Below are 16,724 nucleotides of genomic sequence, written 5' to 3' on the forward strand. Positions count from 1 at the left end.
CTACAAAATTATGATAATTCTATGGTAGAACAAACAACTAATAAGTAATTACTTCAAAATAAATGAAGTTTCCCCTTTGGCCATTTAAATCTTTCATTTTTAAAAAAGGAATTTTTTTTTCTACCCGCATATAATTTATATATTTGCAATGATACGAACATCACAAAAGAATGAAAAAAATCTCATTGACCGATTGTCATAAAGAAAAGCTATTTCAGATTCCTCTTTTCCAGGAGTTACCTCTAAATATTAAGCACTCATTGCTTGATAAACTAGATTTTGTGGTATATAAAGCAGACAAAAAGGAAATCGTGGTCATGCAAGGTACACCTTGCAACAAACTTTATGTTTTATTAGAAGGGAAATTGCGTGCTGATATCATCGACGGATTAGGAAATGAAGTGATGATTGAATACATTATAGCTCCACGTACTTTTGCCACTCCTCACCTCTTTAATCCAAACAATATGCTCCCTGCTACTTTTACAGCTATTGAAGATAGCATCGTACTGATGGCTACTAAAGAATCCACTTTTAAAGTTATAAGCGAAGACCCTCAAGTGCTACATAATTTTCTCTGTATCGCAGGAAATTGCAATATTTGTACGGTGTCCCGCTTAAAACCTCTTTCACGGAAGACCGTTCGGGAAAGATTCATCGTTTACCTATTTGAACATAAGAAAAAAGACTCTTTGGTCGTAAATATTATGCATACGCAGTCTCAACTTGCCGAATACTTGAACGTAACACGTCCTGCTTTATCTAAAGAAATTAATAAAATGATTAGAGAAGGGCTAATTATAATGGAAGGAAAACGAATAGAAATTCTGGAAAAAGCAACTTTGGAAAAATATATTTAGTTTCACTACTATTTATATTTACAGATAGCTCACTTTAAATAAACACATTCACTTTTTAATCATAAGTACTATATAGGATAAGAATAGTACGAACTTATTTTATATATATATAAGTTGTGCCACCTAATTGGCACAACTATGTCACCTGATTGGCACGCTTGTACCAATCAGGTGGCACAAGCGTGTCAATTAGGTGGCACAAGCCGAAACAATATATAGTTTCACATTCTTCATAATTGACCAGTTAATCAGATAATTGACTTCCTAACCTAATGATCTGTTCAAATCCGACAATTCAACAGCAATAATAAATTACCCCAGACATATATCTGTGAACAAAAAAGCATAAAAGAAATGATCAACCAAATACTTTCATCCATTATTTCAATTTAAGTTATAAGTATGTACACTGACTCCCAGTGCAGATGGAAGATAGTTAATTCCATACCAGCACATTTGCAATAGTACGAATGAGACTAATAGAATAATTAATGCCGGGCGAACCTGCAACGGTTTCCCCAACCGGAAATGAATATATATCAAATAAGCAAACCAAGTAGCTGCCGCCCACGTTTCCTTCGGGTCCCACGCCCAATAATGTCCCCAGGCTTCTTTTGCCCAGATTGCTCCTGTAAGCATACCCAATGTCATAAAGGCCAGACCGACATAAGTGAGATTATCACACAAATCCATTTCCTTCCGTTCGATGGTTTTCTTTTTGAACCAAAGTAAATAGGCTGCCATCACCGTTGCCGCCCCTAACATGGCATAAGCAAACATATACACAATCACATGAGGAGGAAACCACGGACTTTGAAGAGCGGGCATCAAGGTTTTATTATGAATCTCCGGCTTGAAGATATTAATACAGATAAATACCAGTGAAAGGATAAAACTGAAACTGAGAATCCATTTATACTTCCAACGGCTGTAGGTTATCAATCCGGCAAGTGGCAGGAAAAAAGAGTACCACAGACGAGTCTCCCCCATGGTACGCATCGGAGGACGTTCCAGAGACAACCAGAAACCAACGATAAAACTGAAAAAGATGGCCAATCCAAGCATAGTAAATCCATACGCCCATCCCGTTTTCTTTCCACGCCAGGCAATAAATGCTCCCAGTCCCCAGCAGATAAGTGCTGCTATTGCAAATAAGATGAAATGTTCCCAACTCATACTGTTTCCTCCTCTTTCTTCTTCTGAGCATTCACAAACAAACAGATAGCTCCAACCATCATCATTACAATTCCTGTATAAACTACAGGCAACCAAGGATCTCGGACTAGCTCAAAGACGCTGATATCACTCCACCGCCCTTTCGATTCATCGTAACTTAATTGATAAATTTTCCATCCTTCCAACTCTAGCGGATGGTTTACTTCTATAGTCGCTTCCGTAATCGTTCCTGTCTGGGTATAGACTTTTACATCCGATGCAAAACGCTGAGGTTCACGTTCCGGCATTACAAGACTGGTCAATGAATCAAGACGTAACGCCTTATATGGAAAAAGGAAACTGCCACAACTAACCCAGCCTTCTCTAGTTAGCTGTTTCTTCTGATTCACAGCTTTCAAATAAACAGCATAAGTTGCTCCCATAGAGTGAAAATCCGTAAATTTCAATGTATCCTCAGTAGTTACGGAGGCAGCCATCGGAATAGATTGTAAGATAGTTAGTTGCCAATCTTGCAATGCTCCAGCAGTCACATTTTCTTCAAGCAAGAGATGAACAGGAGATTCTTCAGGAAGCGCACTTCCCGTTTCATTGTCAATCAGCATCAGTTTGGGAGGATACTCATCAATCGTAAAATCCTTCAATTCGATAGCTAAGGGCAGTTCAATCAGTTGTCCCTGTTCGTCAGAAGCCCGCCATTCCGTATTTCCCATCTGTGTCGTCATCTTCAGTCGTTGCAGATCGGCATTTCCCAAAGTAGCAGTGATCAAAGCTATGAATAATCCTATATGATTAAGTAAGAAAGATAATTTGCTTCCTTTCAAAGGAAAGCCGGCACGAAGGATGGTTAATCCCAATACTGTGACCATCCAGAAATAGAGCAATACAAAAGGCCAAGACGAAATCATTCGGGAAAAGCCCAAGATATCGCTAGGAGAATTACCGGAAGAAACTTGTCGGATAAGTCCCATCACTACCGTCAGCAACGTCACCCATGCTAAGGACGAAACCGCTGCGGAATAATGACTCAGCCACCCAAATAAATAAACGCGTTTACGAAGAAGGTGCATACTGACTAGTCCAATGATATAAACGATCAATACAATCACATTGACCGGATAGGCGAATAAGCTCCAGTTGATCGCTCCTACAGTTACTTGCAACAGAAAGCCTGTCACCAGCAATCCCGCACCAATCAACAGACCTTCTTTATAACTCCACGGTTTACTCCACATATATCTGTTCTTATTTCTGTGACAGACGACCTGCTGCCTTTGCTTTCTGCAACCAGGCAGGAACTGTTGTATTCAGGAATTTCTCTTTAGCTGCTTTTTCCGCATCCATATCCAGACCGATATATTGCTGTGCTTTAACCTTAGTAGAAATATCAGGCATCGGAACTTCTCCTGTAAATCCATTCTTGACTAATACTTTGGATACTGCCAAACGAGCTTGCATAGCACGGTCGAGTCCGTGAGAAAGTATTCTTTGAATTTCTTGGGGAGCATGGAACGAACCACCGTGTGAAGCAACTCCAAAATCCCAACGCCATTGTGCTTGACGAATCAGGGCAAGTACGTCTTTCATCTGGTCTTCTGTTGCTCCGGCATCCCAAGCATATTTTGCTTCGATATGCGCTTTTACTAGCTCCTGTTCCAAACGGTTACGAATTTCATTCGCTTTGCGTTGGCGTTCGTAAACGTTGTTTCGCAATGTTTCTTCACTCTCGCGATGACAAGCCTGACAAGTACGGTCTATCATTGCCAACGGACTTTGTATATGGTGATCACTGAATTTCACACCACCTTCACTCTTATACGGCATATGACAATCGGAACAAGAGACACCTCTCTGTCCGTGAATCCCCATCTGTGCTATTTCATAATCGGGATGTTGAGCTTTCAAAATCGGAGTACGACTCAACTTGTGGATATAATCATAGAAACCTGCCTCATCATAGTATGCTTCCATATCTTCTACTGTGAAACCTTTATCCCAAGGAAATGTCAGATATTTGCCGTCACCTTTGAAATAATATTCTACGTGACACTGTGCACATACCAGTGAACGCATCTCTTGGGGAGTAGCTTTTGTGATATCCTTACCTTGACGTTGGAAAGCCTCAATCAAAGCCGGACGACTGATATGAAGATTCATTGTTTCCGAATCGTGACAATCGGAACACCCGATCGGATTCACGATTTCAGCCCCAAATGCAGCCCATTTATTATGATAAAATGAATCTACGCCAAGCGCTTCCATCATACGAGGAACATCCGGGCTTTTACATGTCCAGCAAGTAGAAGGTTGAGGACCTTCAGTCGGATTCATAGGTGCTCCGGTACGCAGGGATGCAGTTATATCTTCAATAGCATGCATATGCCCACGTGGAGTAGAATAATCTTTAGAGAATGCATATCCGGCCCAGAGAACAACCATCTCAGGACGTTTCTCCAACACATCAACTGCTATATTTCCATTAAACTCACTCTCAAAATCAGTCTTGGCTGTTTCTGTCCATGTCTGATATTCACGAGGAAAATCATCGTTATAGCGTTCGTTACGAGCCTCAATCCCTTTGATAACGTTTTTACGATTATTGAATATGCTTGCTACTTCTGCTCTCCGTTCCATCAGCGCAGAAACACACAATCCCAAAACAAAAACAATAATCATTGAACCTACGAACAATAGCCATCCTTGCCATGATTTTAATTTCTTTTTTATCATTATATATTGGTTTTATTATTTTATTTATGTTGCATTATTGATCATCCATCATTTTCCGAAGCCACTCCGGTACAGGTGATTTCGGATAAGGTACAATAGCCGCCGGAGTACTGGAAAGGGAGTTCTTTCCACCATGAGGTACATCACGGTGACAATCCCAACAGGCTTTTCCTTCTCCAATTTGCGACATCATATAGTCTATCTTTCCTGTCTTCACAATTTCCATATTCAATTGTGTGTGGCAACGAATACAGTTATTCATAATTACTTGAGAACTGGCTTCATGAGCCTGAATTACTTGTGGTTCACTTTTCGTAAGGAATGCGGCTACATGTTTCATTCCATCCATTCCTTTGAATACCCATTTCTTCACTTCATTTTCATGAGGAACGTGACAATCATTGCAAGTAGCATTCCGGGCATGGGAACTATGAAACCAGGTTGCGTAATATGGAGACATAATGTGACAGTTCACACAGGCCGCCGGATCATCACCCAGATAAGTATGTGCCCGAAGCTGATACATGAATAAGCTCCCTACACCTACAATAATACCGGTAATAATGACTGCTGTCACTTTCCACCTATACGAAGGGAATATTCGATTTAGAATTGGAAACTTAATCATATAAAAAAGAATTTTTCACAAAGATAAAGGATTGGAAATAAATAAAGCGTAATATCTATTACACTTTTCTACATTATATAGCCACACGAATAATCATTAGGCAATAAAGATATAAATTAATTATTGTATTGCAAAGGTAAGTTATTGGAAAGAAAAAGAATATCTTTGCGATTTAGTTTTTTAATGCAGCAGGAGATTAATGAGAAACTTTGCAGCCATTGATTTTGAAACCGCAAATGGGCAACGTACCAGCGTATGTAGTGTCGGAATAGTTATTGTACGAAACGGAAAGATTGTAGACAGAATATATAGTCTCATTCGTCCCCGTCCCAACTATTATACACAATGGACTACTGCTGTTCACGGTTTGACAGCCATTGATACGGCAGAAGCCAATGACTTTCCTACCGTCTGGTCGGAAATAGCCTCACGTATCCAAGATCTGCCACTCGTGGCACACAATAGCCCTTTTGACGAAGGATGTTTAAAAGCTGTTTATGAAATCTATAAGATGACTTATCCGGATTATAAGTTTTATTGTACTTGCCGGGCTTCCCGGAAAACATTCAAAAAAGAACTTCCCAATCACCAATTACATACAGTTGCAGCAAGATGTGGATATGACTTGACCAATCATCACCATGCATTGGCAGATGCAGAAGCCTGTGCCCAAATTGCAATGCTGATTATTCCTGAACCTGATTATAATCTGAAACTTCAATGGTAGAGAAGAGCAGTGTAAAGAGGGTGTCCGACACCCTCATAGATAGATAAATTAAAGTTGCCGGTGAATAAATGTTCCATCAATCCAGTAAGTCGCATGATTGGACTTAAATTTTAGTAACACATAACTTGGATCGGTAGGACCACCGGGAAAATGAGCAATAAACCAGTCTTGCCAAAGTGCTGCTTTCTGTTCCTCATCTGTCACGACTTCTACTTCTCCCGTTAAAGCTACACTGTCTCCTTTTTCATAAAAGCATAACCCCGCTTTCGGATTAGAAAGAAAATCCTTAGTCTTCAATGACTCAGCTCCGGTAGCCATCCATACAACAGAAATACCTTCGGTTGCTATTTTACTAATTGGAACGGGACGTGGATACCCTTCTGTATTGATTGAAGTCAATACGACGACCTCACATTGCTGCAACAACTCTGCTGCTTGTTCTTTTAACGTTTTCGTTGTCATAAATCAATAGAACAACTAACTATAAAATTCGTTTAGAGAATAGACTTAGCAATACCCATTTCCAATCCACGAAGCTCCGCCAATCCGCGAAGACGACCTAAGCAAGAGTAACCCGGATTTGTTTTTTTCTTCAAATCGTCAATCATCTGATGACCGTGGTCGGGACGCATAGCGATCGAACATCCGCGGCGTTGTTGCAACAGAATCAGATTCTTCATAACATTGTACATATCTACATCACCTTCCAAGTGGTTTGCTTCATGGAAATTACCTTCAGCATCACGTTGCGTACTACGTAAGTGTACAAAGTTCACCCGATCCCCCCAGCGTTCCATCATACCTGCCAAATCATTATCAGCGCGTACTCCAAGAGAACCAGTACACAAGCAAAGACCATTCGATTCGTTAGGTACAGCCTCGATCAATTTTTTAAAGTCTTCTTCTGTACTCATGATACGGGGCAAACCTAAAATGGTATAAGGAGGATCGTCCGGATGGATCACTAGTTTCACCCCTACTTCGTCGGCAACCGGTGCAATCTCTTTCAGGAAGAAAATCAGATTAGCACGAAGTTTCTCAGCATCTATATCATCATATCTATCCAGAGCTTCCTGGAATTGTTCTACAGTAAAGCTTTCCTCCGAACCCGGCAAACCGGCAATCATGTTACGAACTAACAATTTCTTGTCGTCTTCACTCATTTGTTCGAAACGTGCTTTTGCTTTAGCTATTTCTTCCGGAGTATAGTCTTTTTCAGCTCCCGGACGTTTTAGGATGAAAAGATCAAAAGCTACAAAAGCTGCTTTTTCAAAGCGAAGTGCTCTGGAACCATCAGGCATGGTGTAAGCCAAGTCTGTACGAGTCCAGTCCAATACAGGCATAAAGTTGTAAGTAACTACCATTACACCACACTTAGCGAGATTACGGATACTTTCTTTATAGTTTTCGATATATTTCACAAATTCTCCGGTTTGCGTCTTGATATGTTCGTGTACAGGTACACTTTCAACAACCGACCACGTCAAACCCACTTCTTCAATCATTTGCTTACGCTTCATGATCTCTTCTACTGTCCATACTTCGCCATTCGGAATATGGTGAAGAGCATTTACTATACCGGTAGCGCCGGCTTGTTTGATATCCCACAAGCTCACAGGGTCATTCGGACCATACCAACGCCAAGTTTGTTCACATAAAAACATATTGTTCAGTTATTAAATATATAGTATTATTTTTTAGATAGAGAATGCATCAAAACCACCGTCGATAACTGCTACTGTACCTGTTACGAAGTTAGAAGCGTCACTAATCAAGTAATGGATTGTTCCGTAAAGGTCTTCCGGTTCACCAAAACGATTGAAAGGAGTATGAGCCAAGATCGTTTTTGAACGGTCGGTCAATGAACCGTCAGGGTTGGTCAGCAATGCACGATTCTGATCGGTCAGGAAGAAACCCGGAGCAATCGCATTTACACGTAGACCGTTACCGAATTTCAAAGCCAACTCACCAGCCATGTATTTAGTAAAATTCGCAATAGCTGCTTTAGCTGCACCATAACCGACAACACGAGTCAATGGACGAAGAGCGGATTCAGAACAGAAGTTTACAATAGAACCTTTCTTTTGTTCAACCATCACCTCGGCAAATACCATTGTTGGCAATACTGTACCAAACAGATTCAAATCTACTACTTTCTTGAAAGCGTCTACTTGCAGATCAAAGAATGTTTTATCCGGCGCGATAGTAGCTCCTGCCATGTTTCCACCGGCAGCATTGAGCAACACATCAATACGTCCGTAAGTCTTCATAATCTCTGCTTTATTACCTTGCAAGATTTCTTTGTCCATTACATCTGTATATAAGAACATAGCTTCATTACCTTCAGCTTTTATACTCTCTACCAAAGCTTTTCCAGCCTCTTCACTTCTGTCGAGAATCACTACTTTTGCACCTTCTTTTGCAAGATAAGCAGCAATTCCTTTACCCAAGATTCCTGCTCCACCGGTGATAACAATAACTTTGCCTTTTACATTAAATAATTCATTCATAACTTCTTGATTTTTATATTGTTTATAACATATTATTCAGATAATATTTCAAGTTCTCTTTTAAGAGAATATCAATGGGCATCAGGTTTACTTTCTCCAAACTCTGTTTAAACAACAGATGATTACATAAAGATTTGATACCATCATATCCCTGTTTTTCAGGGCGTTGTGCAACTAATGCAGTTATCACCCCTTCAGAAAGCAACTGTGTATTACGTTTGATTAGATCATAACCAACCAGTTTTACAGACTTCATTTCTCTCGCCTTTAAGTAATTCCCCAAAATATAACAAGTTGAATTAAAGATAACAGCACCTGCAATATTCGGATTCATTCCAAATATCTCATCTAATTTCATGAAATTGTATACCGAATCATCAATTTTTAGTTCTACTTCATACAGCTTTCCGCCGAAACCAATTTCATTCAGATAGCGGCAAAAACCTTCTCTGCGGTTCTTTCCTTGATTAGAGTCATTCTTCCCATTATGAGTAATTCGCGCCATCAGAATATCGGAAGTAGAAGAAAGTCTGTCTGTCAGCAATCGGGCAGCAATTACTCCTGCATCATAGGATTCCGTTCCGTAATAAGCCAATTGATGTTGTCCTTCAATATTGGAATCTACATAAACATAAGGTATATCATTCTTATCCAGTTCCAAGGAAAGACGAATCACAGAATCAGTAAACAAGGTAGCAATCAGTACTCCATCTACTCTCTCATCAAATAATTTACGAATTATATCATCAAACGTTTTATTATTATACTGGTCAAAAAAGAGCTTGGTAATAGTTATGTTATAGGATTCCATCTCTAAAGCAGCTTTATCAATGCCTTCAGAAATAGCTTCCCAATATTCGCCTTTAGTAAAAGAAGGTATGATCGCTATAAAATGAAATTGTTTCTTCGAAGCTAAGGAACGTGCCATTAAATTAGGTTGATAATGAACCATTTCCAAAATTGCCTGAACCTTCTTTCTGTTTTCTTCGGATACCCTCCCACGATTATGGATGACTCTATCTACCGTACCGACAGAGACTCCTGCCATCTTGGCAATATCTATAATACGAATATTTGAGAATTCTTTATCCATCACTAAATAAATAACTTATTATTCGTCTGCAAATTTAAAATGAATTATTGAATCAAACAAAAGTGTGTGCGCACACACATTCAAGCATAAATATCATATATATTTATATATCAACATTTTAAAAGAACAAGCAACAAAGATATCTGTTGTTAAACATAATAAAAAGTACAAATTTAATAATAGAAGAAGAGAAATATCCTTTATTTATTGGGGAATAAGAAAGAAATATTACGCAAAAGAAAAGAATAATATAAATAAATCATCAAAATGTGTACGGACACACAGAAACATCCATACTTAAACAGAATGAGAATCGTATCAATAATAGCTTTATCTCAAAGAACAAAAATGCTAAATAATGCAATTAGAAAAAAGCGGATTATAGAGATTAAACAGAGTTGAAATAATAAATCCCCTCTATAATCCCATATAATCTGCATTCTTGAAATATAGTGTAGGACTCTTATATTCCTAACTATTTTTTATTTTTCTAGCTTTTCTTTTACTTTACCAGCCACTTTATCTGCTTCAGCAGCAACCTGATTGGCAACCTGTGCCCCTGCTTCTACAGCTCTCACACCCAAATGTCTTGCTCTTCTTTCAGCATCAGCTGCTGCCATTTCAGCATCCTGACCGATACGATGGATAGCATCATAAATATCGTTTTCTAATTTCTTCACTTTAGCAGTGCGTGATAGACGATAAGCCACCGCACCTAAAATAGACCCGATTCCAAGTCCAATCCAAAAACTTCCATGTCTACATTCCATAATTAAGTTTCAAGTTTTAATTGGTTAAAAATATAATGATTATGATTTTACCTAAATAAAGAAGCAATCCATAACACTAGGATAGCTCCCACAGTAGCAGTTATCAAACTACCAATCAATCCGGAAGCAGCAAGACCGAAAAGACCGAATACCCAACCGCCTAATATTCCTCCGAGAATACCAAGCAACAAGTTTATGATAAGACCGAAGCCTCCTCCACGCATGATTTTGCCAGCCAGAAATCCGGCTACAATACCTATTATGATATACCAAATAAAGCCCATACTATTCTCCTTTTTTTAAACTAAGAACAGTAGGTAGAAAGGAAAGTTCAATCATTCAAAAATGAATTAACGACAATTTAGAATACTTAGTTTTAAGGTTTGCAATTATCCATTCTTCCGGTTTTGAAAATAATCTGCCAGAAAGATAAGTTGAGCAACAGTTCTACTAATATTTACTTTTGCCATTTCCGGTTTGATAGCCTCTTCTAAAGGCATAGGACTGGGAACAATGGAATAAATCCCCTGAAAACCCGCTTGATTCAAGATTTCGGTATCTTTTACACTACCTGCCACTACAACTACGGGGATTGATTGTTTCCGAGCTTCTTCGAGAACACCCGAGGGTACTTTTCCCATCAAAGATTGTTGATCTACACATCCTTCTCCAGTGATAATTAAATCGGCTCCTTTAATTCTTTCACTGAAATTTAATGTTTGAAGTAATAACTCAATTCCGGGTTTCAATTCAGCATTCATAAATGCAAGAAAAGCTCCTCCCAAACCTCCGGCAGCTCCTGCACCCGGCACATGAACTATTTTTCTTCCGGTTGTCGATTCAATGATTTCAGACAAAGAGTGCATTCCCCTATCCAACTCTTCAATCATTGCATTATCCGCTCCTTTCTGACGGGCAAAGATATGTGCGGCTCCTTGTGGACCATAAAAAGGATTGCGAACATCACAGGCTATAGTAAAATGAGCATTTCTTAAAGCCGGGTGAAAAGAAGAGCAATCGATAGAGGCTACTTGGTTCATGATCTTCCCACCGGTTCCTAAAGCTTTTCCACAATCATTCACCAAACGAATCCCCAAAGCTTGTAACATACCAAGCCCGGCATCGTTAGTAGCACTCCCACCAATACCTATGATAAATTTCCTACATCCGTGATCCAAAGCATCTAAAATCAATTCTCCTGTTCCGAAAGTAGTGGTCAGCATAGGATTTCGTTCCGACTCCCTTAATAAAGGCAGTCCGTTTACAGCAGCCATTTCAATCAAAGCTGTCTCTCCATCTCCCGAAATTCCGTAATAAGTCTTTATTTGACGCATCAGAGGATCGTTTGCCAAAACCTCTCGATAAGTACCATGAGTAGCTTCAACTAAGATTTCCAAGATACCTTCACCTCCGTCGGCTATCGGAAAACGGATCACGTCACAATCCGGACAAATTTTCTTAATTCCTTCTTCGGCAGCTTGCTCTACCTCGGCAGATGACAGACAGCCTTTAAAAGAATCCATAGCAACTACTACTTTCTTCATATCTTTTCAAATTAACTGTGACAAATATATCGAGAAACAGGAAGTTTACCTACCTTTGCAGCCAATTTTTCAGGAACATTTCAAAAAGAAATAGGTATTATGGCACAAAATCAAGAACAACCTGTCGGAAAAATTACATTTTCCATTTTAATAGCGTTGAGTCTTTCACATTGTCTCAATGATTTGTTGCAATCCGTCCTCTCAGCGTCCTATCCATTATTCAAAGATGATTTGTCGCTTAGTTTTGCCCAGATCGGTCTGATTACATTGGTTTATCAGTTATCTGCATCCGTATTTCAGCCAATTACCGGGATCATTTTCGATAAACATCCTATAGCTTGGTCATTACCCATCGGAATGAGTTTCACTATGGTTGGATTAGTCAGTCTGGCTTTTGCTACTAATCTTCATTGGATATTACTTTCGGTGTTCTTAATTGGGATTGGCTCTTCAGTTCTGCATCCTGAAGCATCTCGTATTACCTTTTTGGCTTCGGGTGGAAAACGTGGACTTGCACAATCTTTGTTTCAGGTAGGCGGTAATTTTGGTGGCTCGTTAGGTCCTTTGTTAGTAGCCCTACTTGTCGCACCTTATGGAAGACAACATATTGCAATCTTTGCTTTTGTTGCGTTGGCTGCTATTGGAGTGATGTATCCCATTTGTAAATGGTACAAATCTTACCTGACGCGTATGAAGACACAAACTATCAGCGTCAGAAATACAATGAAACTTCCCTTGCCTATGGACAAGACAGCTATTTCCATTGGTATATTGCTGATATTGATCTTTTCGAAGTATATTTATATGGCAAGCTTGACGAGTTTTTATACTTTCTACCTGATTCACAAATTTAATGTAACCGTACAAGAGTCACAGCTATATTTATTTATATTTCTGTTCGCCACAGCTATCGGAACATTAGTAGGAGGACCTTTAGGAGACCGTATCGGTCGGAAATATGTTATTTGGGCTTCTATTTTAGGCGCAGCCCCATTTAGTTTACTAATGCCACACGCCGGTCTGGAATGGACCATTATTCTCAGTTTCTGTGTGGGATTAACTCTTTCTTCAGCTTTTCCTGCTATTCTGTTATATGCACAAGAGTTACTTCCCACAAAGCTCGGACTGATTTCAGGGCTTTTCTTTGGATTTGCCTTCGGAGTAGCCGGTGTTGCTTCGGCTGTATTGGGAAACATGGCGGATCATTATGGTATAGAAGCTGTTTATAATGTAGTTGCTTATATGCCATTATTAGGATTAGTCACTTGGTTCTTACCGAATTTAAAGAAAAAGCAAAAGATATAATCTATTTTCAATTAAGTACTTATTTATCAATATCTAATAAAACTTCATAAGTCATATTAGGTTTAAAATCCGGATTATAAATAATAAGGAAATTCTCATCCACCGCTGTTTTCCAGTTTTGGCCGGCGGCTAAACGAGGATTCTTCAAACGTTCAAGGAAGAAATAACTGAAGGGTAAATCCAGCACATGCTCTTCTTTAAACTTATCGCCTTTCATACGCTCCAAACTAAAATTTTCGTTTGTTTTAATCGTGACAATACACTTCTTACCTTTTACTTTAGACATCACAGTAAAATCAGTTTCACCCGGAACTTCCTGCAAGCGAACTTCCCACTTCGGATCACCATAATAAGCCAAAACATCCCGATCATGCCAGAACCCAATTTGATCTTGTGTCGGTTTTTGTCCGTTCATTGCCTCTGATATCCTCTTTCCTGCAACAGAAAATTCACTTCCGGAAAAAGTAGGATAGTTTTCCTTTATCAGAGAAGGATACCATTGGTATTGCTGGTACAAGAAATCCTGTTGATTCATGTATATAGCCTCTGCTAACGTATAACGCCCCGGATTGGTTACCCAATACTTCAAACCACCCCAACCGTTACGTCCATGCCAAGTGGTCACCACGTAGCCGATCATTGTGGCTGCATTAGCACTATTCATCCAGGCAATAGCCATACTCTCTTTAGTGTTGTTCACGTTTCCGATCAAGCAATTACCCACAGCAAAATACACTTTCCGTTTTCCACTCTCTTTCAAATCCCAAGTTGTATTGGTAAAATGATCCAAAGCGTACAATTTTCCATTTTTTGCCATAAGATTTCCCAATGAAAATGGCATTTCCAAGTTTCTCTCTGTTGCATGAGCAGCGGTCAAGATTAAATCCGGATTATATTCAGCATAAATATCCGTGAATTTTTTCAATACAGTCTTCGGGTCAATCTCATAAGTCTGTATCTCCGCATCTCTACCTTTCTTTTCTCCCCACAAACCGGAAGAATGATCGTCCACCCAAGCATAATTATTAAACCACTTGGCACTATTCAACTCCATAATAGTAGCCACCGCATCCTTAATAAACAAGGGTTCGGTACTATTATTTACCATCTTCATAGCCACATCGGCATCATAACCCGTGATAATTCCCCATATAAAATCAGCAAAAATGTCATCATCCACTTCACGACTCATTTGATGCATATCAATCACATAATCCCGTCCTAAGTTTTCTGGCTTCTCAACAATAGCCACGTAACGCGGGTGCACACGCTGAAGATTAGCTAAACTTTCCCGGGGAGCTTTCTCGTAAAACAAAACCTCTGCATGATGCTTTTTCTGTAAAGCATTTACTACTTGCATCCAAGCTATATCATTCTGTACATCTTTGGAGGCTAACACTACATACTCATTTCGGGTATTACCGTTTCCGTTCTTTTTTTTGGCACTCAACGGTATCACTGAAATCATTAAACACAATAAAATTGATAATCGGTAAACCTGTTTCATCTTACAATATATTATATAAAATACAAAAAGAGTCTAAGCGTAATTAACAACACAGTAAATTGCTATTTACATAATCAGACATCGGGAAATTCTACGCAATATAGGCAGAACTTTTGATACGTTCGTTACCAAGTTGAAGATTTGCTTCCTTTTCACCTTTTGGACGATAGATAGCAGGAAGGTTGATAGTCTTGCCCTAAGGTATAAGTTACTGAAGTAACATAAGGATTCCATGTCTTCCATCCATTAGTAGTTTGCCAACAAAGATATAAATATATCTTATACTTTACTCATTTTGATAGACAGTAATATGAAAAAATAGCCGGTATGCGTCATCCCGACGTATACCGGCCCACAAGTTAAGGTCAAAGTCAAAAAATCAAGAGAGCTATTTAAATATTCGGGTTAGCATTTGTTTCCTTATCCGGAATGGCATACAAATAGTAAGTGCTATTTGGAGTAAATGGTTTTTTGTTAGGGAACTTAAGGAACCAATGTCCCAACGGATTACGTTTAGCAAAAGTACCGTCTTCCTGCAAACAATCAACCTGGGTCTTTTGTACTTCTTCCGATAGAGCAGTACGTTCTACTGCTTGCTGTGTACGAAGTACATCAGTAATGCCAAATCCTTCTCCCCAAAGTTCACGACGACGTTCCATCAGAATTTCTTTGATCACATCGTTTTCGGATTTACCGGTCAGATCGTAATCACCTACTCCACGTGCTTGGCGCAATGCATTCAACGGTATGATAGCTTGCTGCAATGCTACTCCGTCACGAACTTTTGCTTCCGCTTCTATCAGATACATTTCAGCAGCACGCATCAGTACGATATCAGCTGTATCATCTGCGCGCATTTGAAATTTCTTATATCCCAAGTAACCTTCACGCATCCATTGAAACAGGGGTAGACGAATATCTCCCTCCGTAAATGTATCTTTCAAATGAGGATCTGCCATAAAACTACTATATCCACCAACATATATCGGATCTAAATACAAAAAGTTATAACTCGCATCCGATTGAGAAGGAATCTGCGGAAACCCCCATATCCATTCCTTATTGGATACGTTATTAAAACCTCCATATTCAGCCGTAGTTGTCATTAACGAATATCCTTCGCGGGCAGCTTCCGCCGCTTTTGCAGCTTCTCCCCATTGTCCGGTCAATAAATAAGCACGAGCTAAAAGCCCATTGATGACTGCCGTATTGGGTTTAAACTTCTGAATATCGCCACCACGAGCATAATTCTTGAGATAATCTTGCGCCAGATTCAAATCGTCAAAGATACGCTGATACACTTGTGCTACAGATGACTTTCCTTTTGGCACTGAGGTATAGGTATTAGGTTCTGTATAAATAGGAACGCAAGAAGCGTCTTTATCCTTCAGATAAGTAAACTGATAATGTTGCACCAAATGCAAATAACAAAATGCCCGCAAAACCAGTGCTTGTCCTTGTGACTGTCGGAGTTTTTCCGAGTCACCTTTTATAGAAATAGCTATATTACAGTTATCAATCGTCTTATACATCAGATACCAGGCAAATGCAGTTCTATTGTTGGAAGGAATTGCCACATCATTAAACTGGTATGAAGAATTGAAACCGTATTTCGGACGGGAAACAACATCACTCGCCATCATATCATCCTGACATTGAAGGGCGCGATAACCAACATTGGCAAGCGTACTGGTATATTCAAACAAGTTATACCATGCACCATTAAAAAGCGCTTCTGCATTTCCCGGAACAGGAACTTTATCAGAATCTACCGCATCTGTAGGGTCTGTATTCAAGAAACTACTGCTGCAACTCGTCACCAGAAAGAGTCCGGCAACCGCTGCCAAAATGGATTTTATTTTTATCTTTTTCATCAT

16 protein-coding genes are annotated in these 16,724 nt (G+C 39.3%); 3 read left to right on the forward strand and 13 right to left on the reverse strand.

Features of this window, described 5'->3' with window-relative positions:
* Positions 1-170 precede the first annotated feature (170 nt).
* Positions 171-860, forward strand: coding sequence for a Crp/Fnr family transcriptional regulator (locus PHO71_RS08035; protein WP_300201440.1), 690 nt, complete (start codon positions 171-173; stop codon positions 858-860).
* Positions 861-1,244: 384 nt separating this feature from the next.
* Here the strand turns inward: PHO71_RS08035 and PHO71_RS08040 are convergent, their stop codons facing one another.
* Genes PHO71_RS08040 through nrfH form a run of 4 tightly spaced genes read right to left on the reverse strand, consistent with a single transcriptional unit; the run spans position 1,245 to position 5,391 of the window.
* Positions 1,245-2,036 (reverse strand): cytochrome c biogenesis protein, encoded by a 792-nt coding sequence (locus tag PHO71_RS08040; protein WP_300201443.1) that lies wholly within the window; start codon positions 2,034-2,036, stop codon positions 1,245-1,247.
* Positions 2,033-3,268, reverse strand: coding sequence for a cytochrome c biogenesis protein ResB (locus PHO71_RS08045; RefSeq protein WP_300201446.1), 1,236 nt, complete (start codon positions 3,266-3,268; stop codon positions 2,033-2,035). The genes PHO71_RS08040 and PHO71_RS08045 overlap by 4 nt, the downstream gene beginning before the upstream one ends.
* Before the next feature lie 10 nt (positions 3,269-3,278).
* Positions 3,279-4,760 (reverse strand): ammonia-forming cytochrome c nitrite reductase, encoded by a 1,482-nt coding sequence (nrfA, locus tag PHO71_RS08050; RefSeq protein ID WP_300201639.1) that lies wholly within the window; start codon positions 4,758-4,760, stop codon positions 3,279-3,281.
* A gap of 37 nt (positions 4,761-4,797) precedes the next feature.
* Complete coding sequence (gene nrfH, locus PHO71_RS08055; protein WP_300201448.1) at positions 4,798-5,391, reverse strand: cytochrome c nitrite reductase small subunit; 594 nt, start codon at positions 5,389-5,391, stop codon at positions 4,798-4,800.
* Positions 5,392-5,590: 199 nt separating this feature from the next.
* Here nrfH and PHO71_RS08060 point away from each other — a divergent pair, with 199 nt between their 5' ends.
* The gene (locus tag PHO71_RS08060; RefSeq protein ID WP_300201451.1) at positions 5,591-6,118 is read left to right on the forward strand and encodes a 3'-5' exonuclease; all 528 of its coding nucleotides are present in this window, start codon (positions 5,591-5,593) and stop codon (positions 6,116-6,118) included.
* Between the two features lie 48 nt (positions 6,119-6,166).
* On the opposite strand, the gene PHO71_RS08065 is transcribed toward PHO71_RS08060, so the two are convergent.
* From PHO71_RS08065 to PHO71_RS08095, 7 genes are all read right to left on the reverse strand, one after another.
* A complete protein-coding gene (locus PHO71_RS08065; RefSeq protein WP_300201454.1) occupies positions 6,167-6,580 on the reverse strand; it encodes a pyridoxamine 5'-phosphate oxidase family protein in 414 nt (137 codons plus the stop codon).
* 32 nt (positions 6,581-6,612) lie between these two features.
* Positions 6,613-7,782: a mannonate dehydratase gene (gene uxuA, locus PHO71_RS08070; protein WP_300201457.1), complete on the reverse strand. Its 1,170-nt coding sequence runs from the start codon at positions 7,780-7,782 to the stop codon at positions 6,613-6,615.
* Between the two features lie 33 nt (positions 7,783-7,815).
* Positions 7,816-8,628 carry an SDR family oxidoreductase gene (locus PHO71_RS08075; protein ID WP_300201460.1) on the reverse strand — a complete coding sequence of 271 codons (813 nt, stop codon included), beginning with the start codon at positions 8,626-8,628 and terminating at the stop codon, positions 7,816-7,818.
* 22 nt (positions 8,629-8,650) lie between these two features.
* On the reverse strand, positions 8,651-9,721 hold the full coding sequence (locus tag PHO71_RS08080; RefSeq protein ID WP_300201463.1) for a substrate-binding domain-containing protein: 1,071 nt from the start codon (positions 9,719-9,721) through the stop codon (positions 8,651-8,653).
* 482 nt (positions 9,722-10,203) lie between these two features.
* Positions 10,204-10,491 carry a YtxH domain-containing protein gene (locus PHO71_RS08085; RefSeq protein WP_300201466.1) on the reverse strand — a complete coding sequence of 96 codons (288 nt, stop codon included), beginning with the start codon at positions 10,489-10,491 and terminating at the stop codon, positions 10,204-10,206.
* 47 nt (positions 10,492-10,538) lie between these two features.
* Positions 10,539-10,775: a GlsB/YeaQ/YmgE family stress response membrane protein gene (locus PHO71_RS08090; protein WP_300201469.1), complete on the reverse strand. Its 237-nt coding sequence runs from the start codon at positions 10,773-10,775 to the stop codon at positions 10,539-10,541.
* A 105-nt stretch (positions 10,776-10,880) separates the two neighbouring features.
* Positions 10,881-12,035 (reverse strand): glycerate kinase, encoded by a 1,155-nt coding sequence (locus tag PHO71_RS08095; protein ID WP_300201472.1) that lies wholly within the window; start codon positions 12,033-12,035, stop codon positions 10,881-10,883.
* A gap of 99 nt (positions 12,036-12,134) precedes the next feature.
* Here PHO71_RS08095 and PHO71_RS08100 point away from each other — a divergent pair, with 99 nt between their 5' ends.
* Positions 12,135-13,340 (forward strand): MFS transporter, encoded by a 1,206-nt coding sequence (locus PHO71_RS08100; RefSeq protein WP_300201475.1) that lies wholly within the window; start codon positions 12,135-12,137, stop codon positions 13,338-13,340.
* A 19-nt stretch (positions 13,341-13,359) separates the two neighbouring features.
* Here the strand turns inward: PHO71_RS08100 and PHO71_RS08105 are convergent, their stop codons facing one another.
* Together PHO71_RS08105 and PHO71_RS08110 are read right to left on the reverse strand one after the other, a co-directional pair.
* Complete coding sequence (locus tag PHO71_RS08105; RefSeq protein ID WP_300201478.1) at positions 13,360-14,808, reverse strand: hypothetical protein; 1,449 nt, start codon at positions 14,806-14,808, stop codon at positions 13,360-13,362.
* Between the two features lie 431 nt (positions 14,809-15,239).
* Positions 15,240-16,721 (reverse strand): RagB/SusD family nutrient uptake outer membrane protein, encoded by a 1,482-nt coding sequence (locus PHO71_RS08110; protein ID WP_300201642.1) that lies wholly within the window; start codon positions 16,719-16,721, stop codon positions 15,240-15,242.
* Between the last annotated feature and the right edge of the window lie 3 nt (positions 16,722-16,724).

The organism is Bacteroides sp. (genome assembly GCF_028690125.1).
In the GTDB taxonomy this organism is placed as follows: Bacteria; Bacteroidota; Bacteroidia; order Bacteroidales; family Bacteroidaceae; genus Bacteroides.